Origin of the sequence: Streptomyces sp. NPDC002130, assembly GCF_040296465.1 — a bacterium.
Lineage (GTDB): Bacteria > Actinomycetota > Actinomycetes > Streptomycetales > Streptomycetaceae > Streptomyces.
This window is the reverse complement of sequence record NZ_JBEOXI010000067.1, coordinates 1-14,569: the sequence shown is the minus strand read 5'-3', so window position 1 is coordinate 14,569 and position 14,569 is coordinate 1. Positions and strand designations below refer to the sequence as shown.

The window sequence follows — 14,569 nt, the reverse complement described above, 5'->3', positions numbered from 1 at the left end:
CGACACCGCGCGTTCCGCCCCGTCCTGGAGAACCATGGAACGGGGGTGAACCGATGACCGAAGTGCTCCTCCTTCTGGCGGCGATCGCGCTCTCGCTCGCCTGCGGCGCGTTCGTGGCGGCCGAGTTCTCCCTCACCACGGTCGAGCGCGGCGAGCTGGAGCAGGCCGTCGAGCGCGGCGAGCGGGGTGCGCAGGGCGCGCTGAAGGCCGTACGCAACCTGACGTTCCAGCTTTCCGGGGCGCAGCTCGGCATCACCGTCACGAACCTGGTGGTCGGCATGCTCGCCGAGCCGTCGATCGCCGCCCTGATCGCCGGGCCGCTGGAGGACCTCGGCGTCTCGCGCTCGGCGTCGCACAGCATCGCGCTGGTGATCGGCACCGCCTTGTCCACGGTGTTCCTGATGGTCGTCGGCGAGCTGGTGCCCAAGAACTGGGCGATCTCCTCGCCGCTGACCGTCGCCAAGACCGTGGGCAACGCCCAGCGCTGGTTCAGTGCCGCGTTCCGGCCGTTCATCACCCATCTCAACAACACGGCGAACCGGGTCGTGCGGCGGATCGGTGTCGAGCCGGCCGAGGAACTCGCTTCCGCGCGCGGGCCGCAGGAGCTGGCCGCTCTCGCCCGGCACTCCGCCAAGGAGGGCGCCCTGGAGGCGGACACCGCCGAGCTGTTCGTGCGCACGCTGAACCTCGCCGACCTGACCGCGGAGAACGTCATGACGCCCCGGGTGCAGGTCGTCGCGCTGGAGGTGCAGGCGACCCTGGAGGACGTGGCGAACGCGACCCGGGCGACGGGCCTGTCCCGGTTCCCCGTCTACCGCGGGACCCTCGACTCGGTCGTCGGGACGGCCCACGTCAAGGACGTGCTGGCGGTACCGGCCGAGCGCAGGACCCGGATCTACGTCTCCGAGCTGATGCGCGAACCCCTGCTGGTCCCGGAGACACTCACCGTCGACCGGCTCCTGGACCGGCTCTCCGGCAAGCGCACGATGGCCGTCGTGATCGACGAGTACGGCGGCACGGCGGGCGTGGCCACGCTGGAGGACATCGTCGAGGAGGTCGTCGGCGAGGTGCGCGACGAGCACGACCCGCACGAGACGCCGGACCTGGCCCCGGCCGGCACCGACGAGAGCGGGCACGCCCTGTACTCGGCCGACGGCTCCGCGCGCGTGGACCACCTGGAACGGGTCGGGCTGCGCGCGCCGGAGGGGCCTTACGAGACGCTCGCCGGGCTGGTGGCGACGGTGCTGGGCCGGATACCGGCCGCGGGTGACACCCTCGAGGTCGCCGGCTGGCACCTGGAGGTCCTGGACGCCACGGGGCGCCGGGCGGCCCGCGTGCGGCTGCGCGCACCGCTCGACGACCGGCAGCCCCACGAGAAGGGGGTGGAGCTGTGACCGCCGTCCAGCTGCTGATCGGACTGGCGACGCTCGTCGTCAACGCCTTCTTCGTCGGTGCCGAGTTCGCGCTGATCTCCGTGCGGCGCAGCCAGATCGAGCCCTACGCCGACCAGGGCGACCGGCGCGCGAAGAGCGTGCTGTGGGGCCTGGAGCACGTGTCCGCGCTGATGGCGGCCGCCCAGCTCGGCATCACGCTGTGCACGCTGGTGCTGGGTGTGGTGGCCGAGCCCGCGATCGCGCATCTGCTGGAGCCGGTGTTCCACGCGGTGGGCGTGCCCGAGGGCGCGGGGCACGCGGTGTCCTTCGTGATCGCGCTGTCCCTCGCGACCTATCTGCACATGCTGCTCGGCGAGATGGTGCCGAAGAACATCGCGCTCGCCGAGCCGGTGCGCAGCGCGCTGGCGCTCGGACCGCCCCTGGTGGCGCTGTCCCGCGCCCTGCGTCCGGTGATCTTCACGGTGAACGCGTTCGCCAACACGCTGCTGAAGCTGCTGCGGGTGGAGGCCCGGGAGGAGGTCGCCGCCTCCTACTCGGACGCGGAGATCGCGCAGATCGTGAAGGACTCCAGCGAGGCCGGCCTGATCGACGACCGTGCCCAGGAGCGGCTGCGCGACGCGCTGGAGCTGGGCCGCCGCCCGGTGCGGGACGTGGTGCTGCCGCTTGAACGCGTGGTGTACGCGAGCGTGGGTGTCACCCCGGAGGAGCTGGAGCGGCTGTCGGCGGAGTCCGGGTTCTCCCGCTTCCCGGTGGTGGACGAGGGGCGGCGGATCGTCGGATACCTGCACGTGAAGGACGCGCTGGACGCCGTCGGGCGTGACGTGCCGTTCCGGCTGCGGGACATGCGCCCCATCGCGCGCGTGCGGGAGCACACGCCGCTGGACGACGTCCTCACGGCCATGCGGGGCAGTCGTACGCACCTCGCGGCCGCCCTCGGGGCGGACGGGCGGCTGGCCGGGCTGGTGACCATGGAGGACGTGCTGCGGGAACTGTTCGGCCAGCGGGCGTGAGACCCGGCCCGGCGGGCTGGGGAGCTGTTCGACAGCGGGCCCTGGAACCGGTCCGTCGGGCCGACCGACTGACGGGTATGTGCACGGGATACCATTTCCGTCGCCATGCAGACGAACCCCACCTACAGCAGCCTGGTCGCGGTCGGCGACTCCTTCACCGAGGGCATGTCGGACCTGATGCCCGACGGCACCTACCGCGGCTGGGCCGACCTGCTCGCCGCGCGGATGGCGGCCCGTGCGCCCGGCTTCCGGTACGCCAATCTCGCGGTGCGCGGCAAGCTGATCCAGCAGATCGTCGACGAACAGGTCGATGTCGCGGCGGCCATGGGAGCCGACGTGATCACCCTGGTCGGCGGGCTCAACGACACGCTGCGGCCCAAGTGCGACATGGGCCGGGTCCGCGGGCTCCTGGAGGAGGCCGTGGAGAAGCTGGCCCCCGCGTGCCGGCAGCTCGTCCTGATGCGCAGCCCGGCGCGGCAGGGCCCGGTCCAGGCGCGGTTCCGGCCGCGCATGGAGGAGCTGTTCGCCTGCGTCGACGAGCTGGCCGCCCGGCACGGCGCACTCGTCGTCGACCTGTACGGCGCGCCCTCCCTGAGCGATCCGCGGATGTGGGACGTGGACCGGCTGCACCTGACGGCCGAGGGCCACCGCCGGGTCGCGGAGGCGGTCTGGCAGACCCTGGGCCACGACCCCGAGGACGGCGAATGGCACACGCCGATGCCGGCGACGCTGCCGCCGGGCTGGGTCATGCGGCGCGTGGCGGACGCGCGATTCGCCCGGCAGCACCTGCTCCCGTGGATAGGCCGCCGCCTGACCGGCCGCTCCTCGGGTGACGGACTGCCCCCGAAGCGGCCGGAGCTGCTGCCGTACGAGGACCTGGCGTAGCCGCAGGTGGGCGCGGCCCGGACGCTCTCGTAGGTTCCGACGAACACACCCGCGGCGCTGGCCTGCAGGAATCGCCAGTAGAATCCGTGCACGTGACTTCCGCTCCCGCCAAGCCCCGCATCCCGAACGTCCTCGCCGGACGCTACGCCTCCGCCGAGCTCGCCACGCTTTGGTCGCCCGAGCAGAAGGTGAAGCTGGAGCGGCAGCTCTGGCTCGCCGTGCTGCGGGCCCAGAAGGACCTCGGCATCGAGGTGCCGGACGCGGCGCTCGCCGACTACGAGCGTGTTCTCGACACCGTCGACCTGGCTTCCATCGCCGAGCGCGAGAAGGTGACGCGGCACGACGTCAAGGCGCGGATCGAGGAGTTCAACGACCTCGCCGGGCACGAGCACGTGCACAAGGGCATGACCTCCCGCGACCTCACCGAGAACGTCGAGCAGCTGCAGATCCGCCTCTCGCTGGAGCTGGTCCGCGACCGCACGGTCGCCGTCCTGGCCAGGCTCGGCAAGCTCGCCGGCGAGTACGGCGAGTTGGTCATGGCCGGCCGCTCGCACAACGTCGCCGCGCAGGCCACCACCCTCGGCAAGCGCTTCGCCACCGCCACCGACGAGCTGCTCGTCGCCCACAGCCGTATCGAGGAGCTGCTGGGCCGCTACCCGCTGCGCGGCATCAAGGGCCCGGTCGGCACCGCGCAGGACATGCTGGACCTGCTGGGCGGGGACGCCGCGAAGCTCGCGGACCTGGAGCAGCGGATCGCCACGCACCTGGGCTTCTCGCAGGCCTTCACCTCGGTCGGCCAGGTCTACCCGCGCTCGCTGGACTACGAGGTCGTGACGGCGCTGGTGCAGCTGGCGGCGGCCCCGTCGTCGCTGGCCAAGACGATCCGGCTGATGGCCGGGCACGAGCTGGTCACCGAGGGCTTCAAGCCCGGTCAGGTCGGCTCCTCGGCGATGCCGCACAAGATGAACACCCGCTCCTGCGAGCGCGTCAACGGCCTGATGGTGATCCTGCGCGGCTACGCCTCGATGACCGGCGAGCTGGCGGGCGACCAGTGGAACGAGGGCGACGTGTCCTGCTCGGTGGTGCGCCGGGTCGCGCTGCCGGACGCGTTCTTCGCGCTGGACGGTCTGCTGGAGACGTTCCTGACGGTGCTCGACGAGTTCGGCGCGTTCCCGGCGGTCGTCGCCCGTGAGCTGGACCGCTACCTGCCGTTCCTCGCCACCACGAAGGTTCTCATGGGCGCCGTGCGCGCGGGCGTGGGCCGGGAGCTCGCGCACGAGGCGATCAAGGAGAACGCCGTCGCCTCCGCGCTCGCCATGCGTGAGCAGGGCGCCGAGCGCAACGAGCTGCTCGACAAGCTGGCCGCCGACGCGCGCATCCCGCTGGACCGGGGACAGCTGGACGCGCTGATGGCCGACAAGCTGTCGTTCACCGGTGCCGCGGGCGATCAGGTCGCCGCCGTCGTCGCCCGGGTCGAGGAGATCGTCAAGCAGCACCCCGAGGCCGCGGGCTACACGCCCGGGGCGATCCTCTGACGCGCCGCTCGCCATGGCGCGTTTCACGCCCGAGGAGCTGGAGGCCGCCCGAGACCGCCTCGTGCCCGACGTGGTCGCGGAGGGTCTGCACGTCCTCTTCTGCGGTATCAACCCCGGCCTGATGACGGCCGCGACGGGCCATCACTTCGCCCGGCCGGGCAACCGCTTCTGGCCGGTCCTGCACCGGTCCGGGTTCACGCCTCGGCTGCTGAAGCCGTCCGAGCAGCAGGAGTTGCTGTCGTACGGGCTCGGCATCACCAACGTCGTGGCGCGGGCCTCCGCCCGGGCGGACGAGCTGAGCGCCGAGGAGTACCGGGAGGGCGGGCGGCTGCTCGCGGCGAAGGTGGCGCGGTTGCGGCCCCGCTGGCTGGCCGTGGTCGGCGTGACCGCGTACCGCGCCGCGTTCGACGACCGCAAAGCGCGGGTGGGGCCGCAGGCGCGGACGATCGGTGACACGCGCGTGTGGGTGCTGCCCAACCCGAGCGGGCTGAACGCGCACTGGACGGTCGACACCATGGCGGAGGAGTTCGGCCGGCTGCGGGAGGCCGCCGGGGACTGATCCGCTACGGCGGGTCCGTCTCCGTGACCAGGGCCAGCAGCTGGATCTCCCGCGAGGCGTCCCGGTCCGCGACCGCCACGGCGACCCAGCGGCCCGTGCCCTCCACCTCCCACAGGTGGGCGACGCCGGCCCGCGCGCTCAACTCGGCCCACGGCCGGGGTATGTCCTCCCGCTCGGTGCGCAGCAGCACGGTCTGCAGGTTGTAGGGGTCGGTGTCGCCCCAGCGGGAGGCGAGGAGTTCGTAGACGGCGTCCCGGTCCTTCTCGAACTGGTCGATCGTCACCGCCCGGGCCCCGGGGTCGCCGTCGGTCCCGGTCTCCAACACCGCGAGGTGGTGACCGGGCCCCGAGACACCGACGTCCGACGGGCCGTGCTCCGCCGGAAAGGGGCGGTAGCACAGCTCGTCGATGAGGGCGAGGTGCTGGGCGATGTTCATGGGTTCAGTAAACCCGCCGCCACTGACACTTGGCGGGGCATCAACCGGCTCGCCGTCAGGCGTCCCTGCGGCGTACGCTCCAGGCTCCCGTGAGCAGGGCGGCGGCCGTCCACAGCGCGGTCACCGCGAGCCCCGCCCAGGGGCCGAGGGCGCCGTCGTACGTCTCCCGGAGGACCGACTGCCCGGCCTTGTCGGGCAGGAAGTCGGCGACGGTGCCCGTCGCGTCGCCGATCACGAACGACACGACGAGGATGAACGGGATCAGCAGGGAGAGGGTGGCCGTGCCGCTGCGGAGCAGGGCGGCGGTCCCCGCGGCGAACAGGGCCATCAGCATCAGGTAGACACCACAGCCCACCACCCCGCGCACCTGCTCGCCGGTACTGAGCCCGCCGGCCGCCGCGCCGAGCCCGGCCCGCCCCACGAGGAGGGCGCAGAGGGCCGTGACCAGCCCCACCAACAGCGCCGGCAGGGCGATGACGGCCGCCTTGGCCGCGAACCACCGTCCGCGCTGCGGCACCGCGGCCAGGGAGAGCCGCAGCGCGCCCTGGTGGAACTCCGACGACACGGCCAGGGCCCCGAAGGTGATGGCCGCGATCTGGCCCGGTATGACGCCGGACAGGGCCGTGAACAGCGGATCGAACCCCGGGTCCGGGGCATCGGAGACTCCGGCGATCGCGGAGAACGCCGTGGTCACGGCGAGCAGGGCCAGCAGTGCTCCCGGGAGCGAGCGCAGAGTGCGGACCTTCAGCCACTCGGAGCGCAGTACGGGCGTGAATTCCATGGTCAGGCCTCCTGGGGCTGTGTGGTGAACTCGGTCTCGGCCCCGGTGAGGTCGAAGTAGGCCTGCTCCAAGGTGCCCTCCTCTGCGGCCAGTTCCAGGACCGGCACACCCGAGGCCGAGGTGATGCGGCCGATGTCGTCGACGCGCGCGTCGCGCACGGCCCAGTGCCCGTCGGCGTGTTCCTCGGCGGTGTGGCCGTGCCGGGCGAGCGCCGAAGTGAGGGCGTCGGGGTCGGTGGTACGGATGCGCACGCGGGGCTGCACGCGCGCGTGGATGAAGTCCCGCATCGGGGTGTCGGCGAGGAGCCGGCCCCGGCCGAGCACGACCAGGTGGTCGGCGAAGGACGCGGTCTCGTTCATCAGATGGCTGGAGACCAGGACCGTGCGCCCCTCGCCCGCGAGGCGGCGCAGCAACCGCCGGATCCACACGATGCCTTCGGGGTCGAGGCCGTTGGACGGTTCGTCCAGCATGACGACCTCGGGGTCGCCGAGCAGGGCGGCGGCGATGCCGAGCCGCTGGCGCATGCCCAGGGAGTACGTCCGTACGCGGCGCCGGGCCACCGACGCCAGGCCCGTCTCCGCCAGGACCTCGTCGACCCGCCGGTCCGGAATGCGGTTGCTCGCCGCCAGGACGCGGAGATGGTCGCGGGCCGTGCGGGAGCCGTGCGCGGCCTGCGCGTCGAGCAGGGCGCCCACGTGGCGCAGGGGTTCGCGGAGCGCCGGGTAGGGCCGGCCGCCGATCGTGGCGGAGCCGGCGGTCGGCCGGTCGAGGCCGAGCACCAGCCGCATGGTGGTGGACTTCCCGGCGCCGTTCGGGCCGAGGAAGCCGGTGACGCGGCCGGGCTGCACACGGAAGGTGAGCCGGTCAACGGCCCGCCTCTCGCCGAACTCCTTGGTGAGGTCCTGGACGTCGATGCTGGTCATGGCAGCAGCGTGGCGGCCGGACCGGGGTGCGGTCCTCCCCCGGCGGTGGAGATCCTCTCCCCCGTGCGGGGGAGGCCCGTCGCCGGTTGCCGCTGGCACGATGGCGTGATGGTCCTGGTCCGCATGCTGCGCCCGTTCACCCGGGCGGTGACGTACACGCGCTGGCTTCATCTCTCTATCGCCATCGTGTGGCCGTCCCTGTGGCTGTTCATCGACGAGGCGTGGTGGACCGTGGGCACGGCGACCGTGCTGCTCGGCCTCGCGGGCCTGGTCCCGGCCATGCGGGTCGTGGAGGGGTTCCAGGCCAGGCTGCTGCTGACCGGCCGTCGGGACAGGGGCGAGAGCGAGGAGATCGTCGTCACCCCCTCGGCCACGTGGGGCGACCGTGGACGCATGGTGGTCTGGCTCCAGACGAGGCTGTTCCTCGGCGCCCTTGCGTCGCATCTCGCCGTCCAGCTTCTCTTCCTCACGGTGGACCTGGTGTCGACGGCACTGGGCGGCGGGCGCGCCGGCGGCGCCTGGCTGCCCGTCGAGGGCCGGCACTGGTCGCACGCCCTGCTCGTCCCCGTGCCCGTGGTCCTGGCAGCCGCGGTCGTGGTCGGTTCGGGAAACCTCATCACCCGCATCGCCCTGCGTCTGCTCGGCCCCTCCCCCGCCGAGCGGCTGGCCGCGCTGGAGGAGCGCACGGAACAGCTCCTGGAACGCACGCGGATCGCCCGGGAGTTGCACGACTCCATCGGGCACGCGCTCACGGTCGCCGTCGTGCAGGCGGGGGCGGCCCGGGCCGCGGGCGATCCCGCCTTCACCGACCGGGCCCTGGGCGCCATCGAGGAGACCGGCCGGGCCGCCCTGGAGGACCTGGAGCGGGTGCTCGGCGTCCTGCGCGAGTCGGGGGAACCGGCGAGCGGCAGACCGACCCTCGCGGACGCCGACCGCCTGCTGGAGTCGGCCCGGGCCTCCGGGGCGAAGGTCGACGCCGAGGTGACCGGCCCGGTGGAGACGGTGCCCGGGCCGGTGTCCCGGGAGGGCTACCGCATCCTCCAGGAGTCGCTGACCAACGTGCTGCGGCATGCGGGGGCGGTCCCGGTGCGCGTCCGGGTGCACGTCGCCGACGACACCCTCGTCCTCGCGATACGCAATCCGCTGCCGGCCGGGGCCCCGGGCTCCGGGCGGGGCAGCGGTCTGCGCGGAATACGCGAGCGCGCGGCCCTGCTCGGCGGCCGGGCCCGGACCGGACCCGACGACGGCGACTGGCAGGTCCACGCCACACTGCCACTGAGTTGATCTACGCTGGTCCGATGCCGGTCACCGTTCTCCTCGTCGACGACGAACCCCTCGTGCGCGCGGGACTGCGGGCCGTGCTGGAGGCGCAGCCCGACATCGAGGTCGTCGGGGAGGCCGCCGACGGGGCGGCGGTGATCCCGCTCGTGCGGCGGCTGCGGCCGGACGTGGTCGCCATGGACGTGCGGATGCCGCTGCTGGACGGTATCGAGGCCACCCGGGCGCTGCTGCGGACGGTCGACGATCCGCCCCGGATCCTCGTGGTGACGACCTTCGAGAACGACGAGTACGTGTACGAGGCGCTGCGGGCGGGCGCCGACGGGTTCCTGCTCAAGCGGGCCCGGCCCGCCGAGATCGTGCACGCGGTGCGGCTCATCGCCGAGGGCGAGTCGCTGCTGTTCCCGGCCTCGGTGCGGCAGCTCGCCGCCGAGTACGGCGAGACCGGCGGGAACCGTGCGGCCCGGGCCGTGCTGGAGCGGGCCCAGCTGACCGAGCGCGAGTCCGATGTGCTGCGGCTGATGGCGCGGGGCCTGTCGAACGCGGAGATCGCCGCCCGGCTGGTCGTGGGGACCGAGACCGTGAAGTCGCATGTCAGCTCGGTGCTGGCGAAGTTGGGGGCGCGGGACCGCACCCAGGCGGTGATCGCGGCGTACGAGTCGGGGTTCGTGGCACCGGGCTGATCGCCGGGGGCGGGTGCCTGCCCCTCGCCGGGGTGTGCCGTACCGAAGTACGATCCCGCCAACACGCGCACGACCTGGGAGGACGGACGGTGGGGCGGCTGACCGGCGGGGATCCCTCGCTGCTGCGAAGGATCAACTCCGCGGTGGTGCTGCACGCGCTGCGTGCCACGGACTGCGCGACGCTGACCGAGATCACCCGGGTGACGGGGCTGTCCCGGCCGACCGTCGAGGGCGTCGTCGAAGGGCTCATCGAGGCCGGGCTCGTCGTCGAGAAGGCGGCCGAGGAGGGTGCTGCCCGGCGGCAGGGCCGTCCTGCGCGGCGGTTCCGGTTCCGGGCGGAGGCCGGGCATCTGATGGGGCTGGAGATCGGGGCGCACCGGGTGGCAGCGCTGCTGTCCGACCTGGACGGCCGGGTGATCGGCGCCCAGGCGAAGGACGTGCCCGAGACGGCGGGGGCCGACGAGCGGCTGGAGCGGCTGCGCGGGGCGGTCGCCGAGCTGCTGCGACGGGCCGGGGTGGCCCGCGGCTCACTGCGGGCCGTGGGCGTGGCGACGCCCGGGATCGTGGAGGCCGACGGCACGGTACGGCTGGGCACGGCGCTGCCGGGGTGGACGGGGCTGCGGCTGGGCGAGCGGCTGAGCCGGTCGTTCAAGTGCCCGGTCCTGGTCGAGAACGACGCCAACGCCGCTGCCGTGGCCGAGCACTGGAAGGGCGCGGCCACCGAGTCGGACGACGTGGTCTTCGTGCTGGCGGGGCTCAGCCCGGGCGCCGGTTCGCTGATCGGGGGGCGGCTGCACCGCGGCTACGGCGGGGCGGCCGGCGAGATCGGGGCGCTGCATCTGCTGGGCCGGGGGGTGACGCCCGAGACGCTCCTGTCGACCACGGACGAGCCCCTGCACCCCCTCGACGAGCAGGCCGTCGCCGCGGTCTTCGCGCAGGCCCGCGAGGGCGACCAGCGGGCCCGCGCGGCAGTCGACCGCTTCATCCAGCGCCTCGTCCACGACGTGGCGGCCCTCGTCCTCGCCCTGGACCCGGAGCTGGTCGTGATCGGCGGCTGGGCGGCGGGCCTGGACGGCGTCCTGACCCCCCTGCGCGAGGAACTCGCCCGCTACTGCCTGCGCCCCCCGCAGGTCACCCTCTCGGCCCTGGGAGACGCAGCTGTGGCGACAGGCGCCCTGCGCCTGGCGTTGGACCACGTGGAGGAGCAGCTCTTCGCCGTGGAACGTCCCTGAGCGACAACGCCCTTCAGGGGCGCGGGGAACTGCGCGACGAGCCACAACGAACCCGCAGCCCCTCACGCACCGCACGCCTCCATTTCGGGAGGCTCAGGACGCCTGCTTCTGAAGCCCGGCGTGGATCTCCACACCCCCCGGATCACCGAAGGTCAGTCGGCACGTGTCAGCGCGATAGGTCGCAACGGACAGCGCAGCCGTACGTCCCAGCGCGATGAAGCGGGTCGTGACGACCAGGACCGGCGCCCCCGGCAGCCGGTCCAGCTCCTTCGCCTCGTCGGCCCCGGCGGAGCCGAGCTCCACCGCGTTCTCCTGCCGCTCCAGCTCCAGCCGCTGCAGCTCCCGCAGCACCGCACGCGCGCGTGCCGCTCCGGACGGCGCGTCGATGCCGGAGAGCTCGGGCACCGAGGGCTGCGGGATGTACAGCAGCTCCGCGGCCACCGGCCGGCCGTGCGTGACGCGGGAGCGCCGCACGATGTGCACGGATTCCTCCCGGCCGGTCTCCAGCGCGTCGGCGACGGCCGGGGGCGGCACGGCCGCCGTGCAGTCGGCGGGCTGCCAGGCGTCCTCGGGGCCGCCCGGCCAGGTGTGCGGGCCGGTGCCGAGGGAGACGCCCATGCGGGGCGGCGCGACGGTCGTACCGACACCGCGGCGGCGCTGCAGCCTGCCTTCGAGTTCGAGTTGCTCCAGGGCCTGGCGGAGCGTGGCGCGGGCGACTCCGAAGCGGGCCGCGAGGTCGCGCTCGTTGGGCAGGATCTCGCCCACGGAGAACTCCGAGTCGAGCGCCTCACTGAGCACGGTCTTGAGGTGCCAGTACTTCGGTTCCTGCACCGATTCCAGCTGCGTGGTCCCCACCCTGTCCTCCGCAATCGCCTGGTCGGCGGCGTTTTGGCGCCCTTGTTTATTAAAGGTTGTTGCACTTCTCTGCGACCATAGGGCGGCCCTGATTCTTGGTCAAGACCAATGGCCGGGAACGTTCACGGGGCGTTCATGAAGGGTCGTGGCGCGGCCCCGCGGCGCGTCTAATCGGCAGCCAGGGACCGCAACTTGTCGGGGTTGCGGATGATGTAGACGGACCGGACGCGGCCGTCGGCGACATCGATCTGGAAGACGGAGTCGGGCCTGCCGTCGGAGAGGATCAGCGCGGCCGGGCCGCCGTTGAGCTCCAGGAAGCGCACGGACAGGCCGGGCAGGCCGGGCAGGCTCTTCTGCACGGCGCCGACGAGGAAGCGGCCCACCTTGTCGGCGGTCTGCAGGATCCGCAGCGGCGCCCGGGACTTGCCGCCGCTGTCGCCGACGAGCCGGACCTCCGGGGCGAGCAGTGCCATCAGGCCATCGAGGTCGCCACCGGCCGCCGCGGCGAGGAACCGCTCGGTGAGGTCGCGGCGCTGGGCGGGGTCGACCTCGTAGCGCGGGCGTCGCTCCTCGACGTGCTTGCGGGCACGCCCGGCCAGCCGGCGCACCGCCGGTTCGCCGCGGTCGAGCATGGTGGCGATGTCGGCGTAGGGAAAGCCGAAGGCCTCGCGCAGCACGAACACGGCCCGCTCCAGCGGTGACAGCGACTCCAGCACGACGAGCACGGCGAGGGAGACGGAATCGGCGAGCACGGCACGCTCGGCGGTGTCCGGCACGGAGTCGCCGAAGTCGGTGACGTACGGCTCGGGCAGCCAGGGGCCGACGTACGTCTCGCCGCGGGCCTTGATCTGGCGGAGCCGGTCGATGGCGAGGCGGGTCGTGATCCGCACGAGGTAGCCGCGCGGTTCGCGCACGTCGCCGCGGTCGCTGCCGGACCAGCGCAGCCAGGCCTCCTGGACCACGTCCTCCGCGTCGGCCACGCGACCCAGCATCCGGTAGGCGACGCCCAGCAGGACGGGGCGGTGTGATTCGAAGACGTCGGTCGCGGTCTCGGTGGTCACGGCTCCATCCCAGCCCACCGATGCGGCCCTGTCCAGGCGGAATCGCCCCGTCCCGGACAGAATGGCCGACAGGACGCCGGTGATCGGCGGTACGGCTGCGGAGGTGGCGATGCGGTACGGGGTGCTGGGCACGGGACAGGTCGGGCGCACGCTCGGCGGACGGCTGGTGGAGCTGGGGCACGAGGTGCGGCTCGGCTCGCGCACGCCGGACAACACGGCCGCCGTGCAGTGGGCCGCCGCCGCGGGACCCCGGGCGGGCGCGGGGACGTTCGCGCAGGCGGCGGAGTTCGGGGAGGTCGTGGTCAACGCGGTCGGCGGGCGGGTGGCGCTGGCCGCGCTCGAGGCGGCGGGCGCGGAGAACGTCGACGGCAAGGTCCTCCTGGACGTGTCCAATCCGCTGGCTTTCGAGGAGGGCGAGCTGCGCCTGTCCCCCGTCCAGTCGGACAGCGTGGGCGAGCAGATCCAGCGGGCCTTTCCGCACGCGCGCGTGGTGAAGTCGCTCAACACGGTCAACTGCCGGGTGATGGTGGATCCGGGCAGCGTGCCGGGCGAGCACAACGTCTTCGTCTGCGGGGACGATCCGGATGCCAGGGAGCAGGTCACGGCGCTGCTCGGGGAGTTCGGCTGGCCGGCGGAGCGGGTGCTCGACCTCGGCGGCATCCGGGCGGCCCGCGCCGTGGAGATGTGGCTGCCCCTGTGGGTCGGACTGTTCCAGAAGTTCGGGCACGGCGAGTTCAACCTGGAGGTGCGGCGGTCGCGTTGAACGGGCCGGCGCCGCGAAGGTGGCGCCCCCATGGGGCTACCCGCGGGTAGCAATTGCTGACAAGCTGTCTACGGCGTCCGTCAGCGAGTACAGCCGAGGAGCACCCCATGCCCGCCACCGTCTCCTTCAAAGTCGCCTCCGCGCAGGGCGAGCAGAGCGTGACCCTGTCCTACACACGCCGGGGCAGCGGCGAGCCGCTGCTCCTGCTGCACGGCATCGGCCACCACCGGCAGGTGTGGGACCCGGTGATCCCGGCGCTGGCGGCCGAACGCGACGTGATCGCCGTGGACCTGCCGGGGTGCGGTGAGTCGCCGGCGCTGCCGGACGGCATGGCGCACGACCTGCCCACGATGAGCACGGTCCTGACGGCTCTCTTCGGGGCACTGGAGATCGACCGGCCGCACGTGGCGGGCAACTCGCTGGGCGGTCTGCTGGCGCTGGACCTGGCCCGGGCGCAGCTCGTCCGCTCCGTCACCGCCCTGTCCCCCGCCGGGTTCTGGAACGAGGCCGAGCGCCGCTACGCCTTCACCGTGCTGACGGCGATGCGGCAGATCGCCCGGCGGATGCCGCCGCCGCTGGTGGAGCGGCTGGCCCGCCCGGCCCTCGGCCGTACCCTGCTGACGAGCACCATCTACGCCCGCCCGGGCCGCCGCTCACCCGAGGCCGTGGTGGCCGAGACGCTCGCCCTGGCCCGCGCCCAGGGGTTCTCCGAGACGCTGCGCTCCGGCCGGACGGTGCAGTTCACCGACGACATCGTGGGGACGCCGGTCACCGTCGCGTGGGGCAACCGGGACCGGCTGCTCATCCCCCGTCAGGGCGTGCGCGCCAAGGGAGTCATCCCCGGGGCCCGGCTGGTGCGGCTGCCCGGTTGCGGGCACGTCCCGATGAACGACGATCCGGCGCTGGTGGCCAGGGTGGTGCTCGACGGCAGCCGCTGACCCCGGCAGAACCTCTAAGGTCTCCCCTCATGAGGCCGACGCGGAGCGACCCGGGCAGAGGTGCGGCGTCCGCCGCCTGGGAACTGCTGCTCCCCGCCGCTTCGGCCCCGGCACGCACGCGTGGCCGCTCCCTGCAGGCGGCACTGCGCGACTGCTTGGTCGCCAGGGTGTGGGGCTGCTGCCGGCCCCACTCGATCAGGTCCTCGATCGGCTGGGTGAGGTCCTCGAAGATGCTG

General features: G+C 73.2%; 15 protein-coding genes and 1 pseudogene. 10 read left to right on the top strand and 6 right to left on the bottom strand.

The window, feature by feature from the left end:
• Nucleotides 1-53 precede the first annotated feature (53 nt).
• The 5 genes from ABT116_RS15535 (at nucleotide 54) to mug (ending at nucleotide 5,383) form a co-directional block, all read left to right on the top strand.
• Complete coding sequence (locus ABT116_RS15535) at nucleotides 54-1,394, top strand: hemolysin family protein (protein WP_351632970.1); 1,341 nt, start codon at nucleotides 54-56, stop codon at nucleotides 1,392-1,394.
• Nucleotides 1,391-2,404: a hemolysin family protein gene (locus tag ABT116_RS15530; RefSeq protein ID WP_351632967.1), complete on the top strand. Its 1,014-nt coding sequence runs from the start codon at nucleotides 1,391-1,393 to the stop codon at nucleotides 2,402-2,404. Before ABT116_RS15535 ends, ABT116_RS15530 begins: the two co-directional genes overlap by 4 nt.
• A gap of 105 nt (nucleotides 2,405-2,509) precedes the next feature.
• Nucleotides 2,510-3,289 carry an SGNH/GDSL hydrolase family protein gene (locus ABT116_RS15525; protein WP_351632965.1) on the top strand — a complete coding sequence of 260 codons (780 nt, stop codon included), beginning with the start codon at nucleotides 2,510-2,512 and terminating at the stop codon, nucleotides 3,287-3,289.
• 92 nt (nucleotides 3,290-3,381) lie between these two features.
• Entirely contained in the window at nucleotides 3,382-4,824 is a 1,443-nt protein-coding gene (gene purB / locus ABT116_RS15520) for an adenylosuccinate lyase (RefSeq protein WP_351632962.1), read from the top strand.
• Between the two features lie 13 nt (nucleotides 4,825-4,837).
• Nucleotides 4,838-5,383 carry a G/U mismatch-specific DNA glycosylase gene (gene mug / locus ABT116_RS15515; RefSeq protein WP_351632959.1) on the top strand — a complete coding sequence of 182 codons (546 nt, stop codon included), beginning with the start codon at nucleotides 4,838-4,840 and terminating at the stop codon, nucleotides 5,381-5,383.
• A 4-nt stretch (nucleotides 5,384-5,387) separates the two neighbouring features.
• Here mug and ABT116_RS15510 read toward each other — a convergent pair whose 3' ends face one another.
• From ABT116_RS15510 to ABT116_RS15500, 3 genes are read right to left on the bottom strand one after another with little or no spacing between them, the layout of a single operon-like run.
• Nucleotides 5,388-5,819: a hypothetical protein gene (locus tag ABT116_RS15510; RefSeq protein ID WP_351632956.1), complete on the bottom strand. Its 432-nt coding sequence runs from the start codon at nucleotides 5,817-5,819 to the stop codon at nucleotides 5,388-5,390.
• A gap of 55 nt (nucleotides 5,820-5,874) precedes the next feature.
• On the bottom strand, nucleotides 5,875-6,600 hold the full coding sequence (locus tag ABT116_RS15505; RefSeq protein WP_351632954.1) for an ABC transporter permease: 726 nt from the start codon (nucleotides 6,598-6,600) through the stop codon (nucleotides 5,875-5,877).
• A gap of 2 nt (nucleotides 6,601-6,602) precedes the next feature.
• Complete coding sequence (locus ABT116_RS15500; RefSeq protein WP_351632952.1) at nucleotides 6,603-7,523, bottom strand: ABC transporter ATP-binding protein; 921 nt, start codon at nucleotides 7,521-7,523, stop codon at nucleotides 6,603-6,605.
• A 114-nt stretch (nucleotides 7,524-7,637) separates the two neighbouring features.
• Here ABT116_RS15500 and ABT116_RS15495 point away from each other — a divergent pair, with 114 nt between their 5' ends.
• From ABT116_RS15495 to ABT116_RS15485, 3 genes are all read left to right on the top strand, one after another.
• Nucleotides 7,638-8,807 carry a sensor histidine kinase gene (locus tag ABT116_RS15495; protein ID WP_351633034.1) on the top strand — a complete coding sequence of 390 codons (1,170 nt, stop codon included), beginning with the start codon at nucleotides 7,638-7,640 and terminating at the stop codon, nucleotides 8,805-8,807.
• A 14-nt stretch (nucleotides 8,808-8,821) separates the two neighbouring features.
• Nucleotides 8,822-9,484: a response regulator gene (locus tag ABT116_RS15490; protein WP_351632949.1), complete on the top strand. Its 663-nt coding sequence runs from the start codon at nucleotides 8,822-8,824 to the stop codon at nucleotides 9,482-9,484.
• Nucleotides 9,485-9,573: 89 nt separating this feature from the next.
• Nucleotides 9,574-10,716 (top strand): ROK family transcriptional regulator, encoded by a 1,143-nt coding sequence (locus tag ABT116_RS15485; RefSeq protein WP_351632946.1) that lies wholly within the window; start codon nucleotides 9,574-9,576, stop codon nucleotides 10,714-10,716.
• Nucleotides 10,717-10,809: 93 nt separating this feature from the next.
• Here ABT116_RS15485 and ABT116_RS15480 read toward each other — a convergent pair whose 3' ends face one another.
• Both ABT116_RS15480 and sigJ read right to left on the bottom strand, forming a co-directional pair.
• Entirely contained in the window at nucleotides 10,810-11,571 is a 762-nt protein-coding gene (locus tag ABT116_RS15480; protein ID WP_351632943.1) for a GntR family transcriptional regulator, read from the bottom strand.
• Between the two features lie 167 nt (nucleotides 11,572-11,738).
• On the bottom strand, nucleotides 11,739-12,632 hold the full coding sequence (gene sigJ / locus ABT116_RS15475; protein ID WP_351632941.1) for an RNA polymerase sigma factor SigJ: 894 nt from the start codon (nucleotides 12,630-12,632) through the stop codon (nucleotides 11,739-11,741).
• A gap of 109 nt (nucleotides 12,633-12,741) precedes the next feature.
• Between sigJ and ABT116_RS15470 the strand changes: the two genes are divergently transcribed.
• Nucleotides 12,742-13,395, top strand: coding sequence for an NADPH-dependent F420 reductase (locus ABT116_RS15470; protein WP_351633031.1), 654 nt, complete (start codon nucleotides 12,742-12,744; stop codon nucleotides 13,393-13,395).
• 107 nt (nucleotides 13,396-13,502) lie between these two features.
• On the top strand, nucleotides 13,503-14,333 hold the full coding sequence (locus tag ABT116_RS15465; protein WP_344457819.1) for an alpha/beta fold hydrolase: 831 nt from the start codon (nucleotides 13,503-13,505) through the stop codon (nucleotides 14,331-14,333).
• Nucleotides 14,334-14,484: 151 nt separating this feature from the next.
• Here the strand turns inward: ABT116_RS15465 and ABT116_RS15460 are convergent.
• A pseudogene (locus ABT116_RS15460) lies at nucleotides 14,485-14,569 on the bottom strand (TetR family transcriptional regulator); the annotation flags it as partial.

Excerpts from the sequence above, each read along its gene's own strand:
- ABT116_RS15500 (WP_351632952.1), bottom strand. The coding sequence starts at position 7,523 with ATGACCAGCATCGACGTCCAGGACCTCACCAAGGAGTTCGGCGAGAGG.
- ABT116_RS15505 (WP_351632954.1), bottom strand. The coding sequence starts at position 6,600 with ATGGAATTCACGCCCGTACTGCGCTCCGAGTGGCTGAAGGTCCGCACT.
- mug (WP_351632959.1), top strand. The coding sequence starts at position 4,838 with ATGGCGCGTTTCACGCCCGAGGAGCTGGAGGCCGCCCGAGACCGCCTC.
- ABT116_RS15490 (WP_351632949.1), top strand. The coding sequence starts at position 8,822 with ATGCCGGTCACCGTTCTCCTCGTCGACGACGAACCCCTCGTGCGCGCG.
- ABT116_RS15535 (WP_351632970.1), top strand. The coding sequence starts at position 54 with ATGACCGAAGTGCTCCTCCTTCTGGCGGCGATCGCGCTCTCGCTCGCC.
- ABT116_RS15470 (WP_351633031.1), top strand. The coding sequence starts at position 12,742 with ATGCGGTACGGGGTGCTGGGCACGGGACAGGTCGGGCGCACGCTCGGC.
- ABT116_RS15510 (WP_351632956.1), bottom strand. The coding sequence starts at position 5,819 with ATGAACATCGCCCAGCACCTCGCCCTCATCGACGAGCTGTGCTACCGC.
- ABT116_RS15525 (WP_351632965.1), top strand. The coding sequence starts at position 2,510 with ATGCAGACGAACCCCACCTACAGCAGCCTGGTCGCGGTCGGCGACTCC.
- ABT116_RS15465 (WP_344457819.1), top strand. The coding sequence starts at position 13,503 with ATGCCCGCCACCGTCTCCTTCAAAGTCGCCTCCGCGCAGGGCGAGCAG.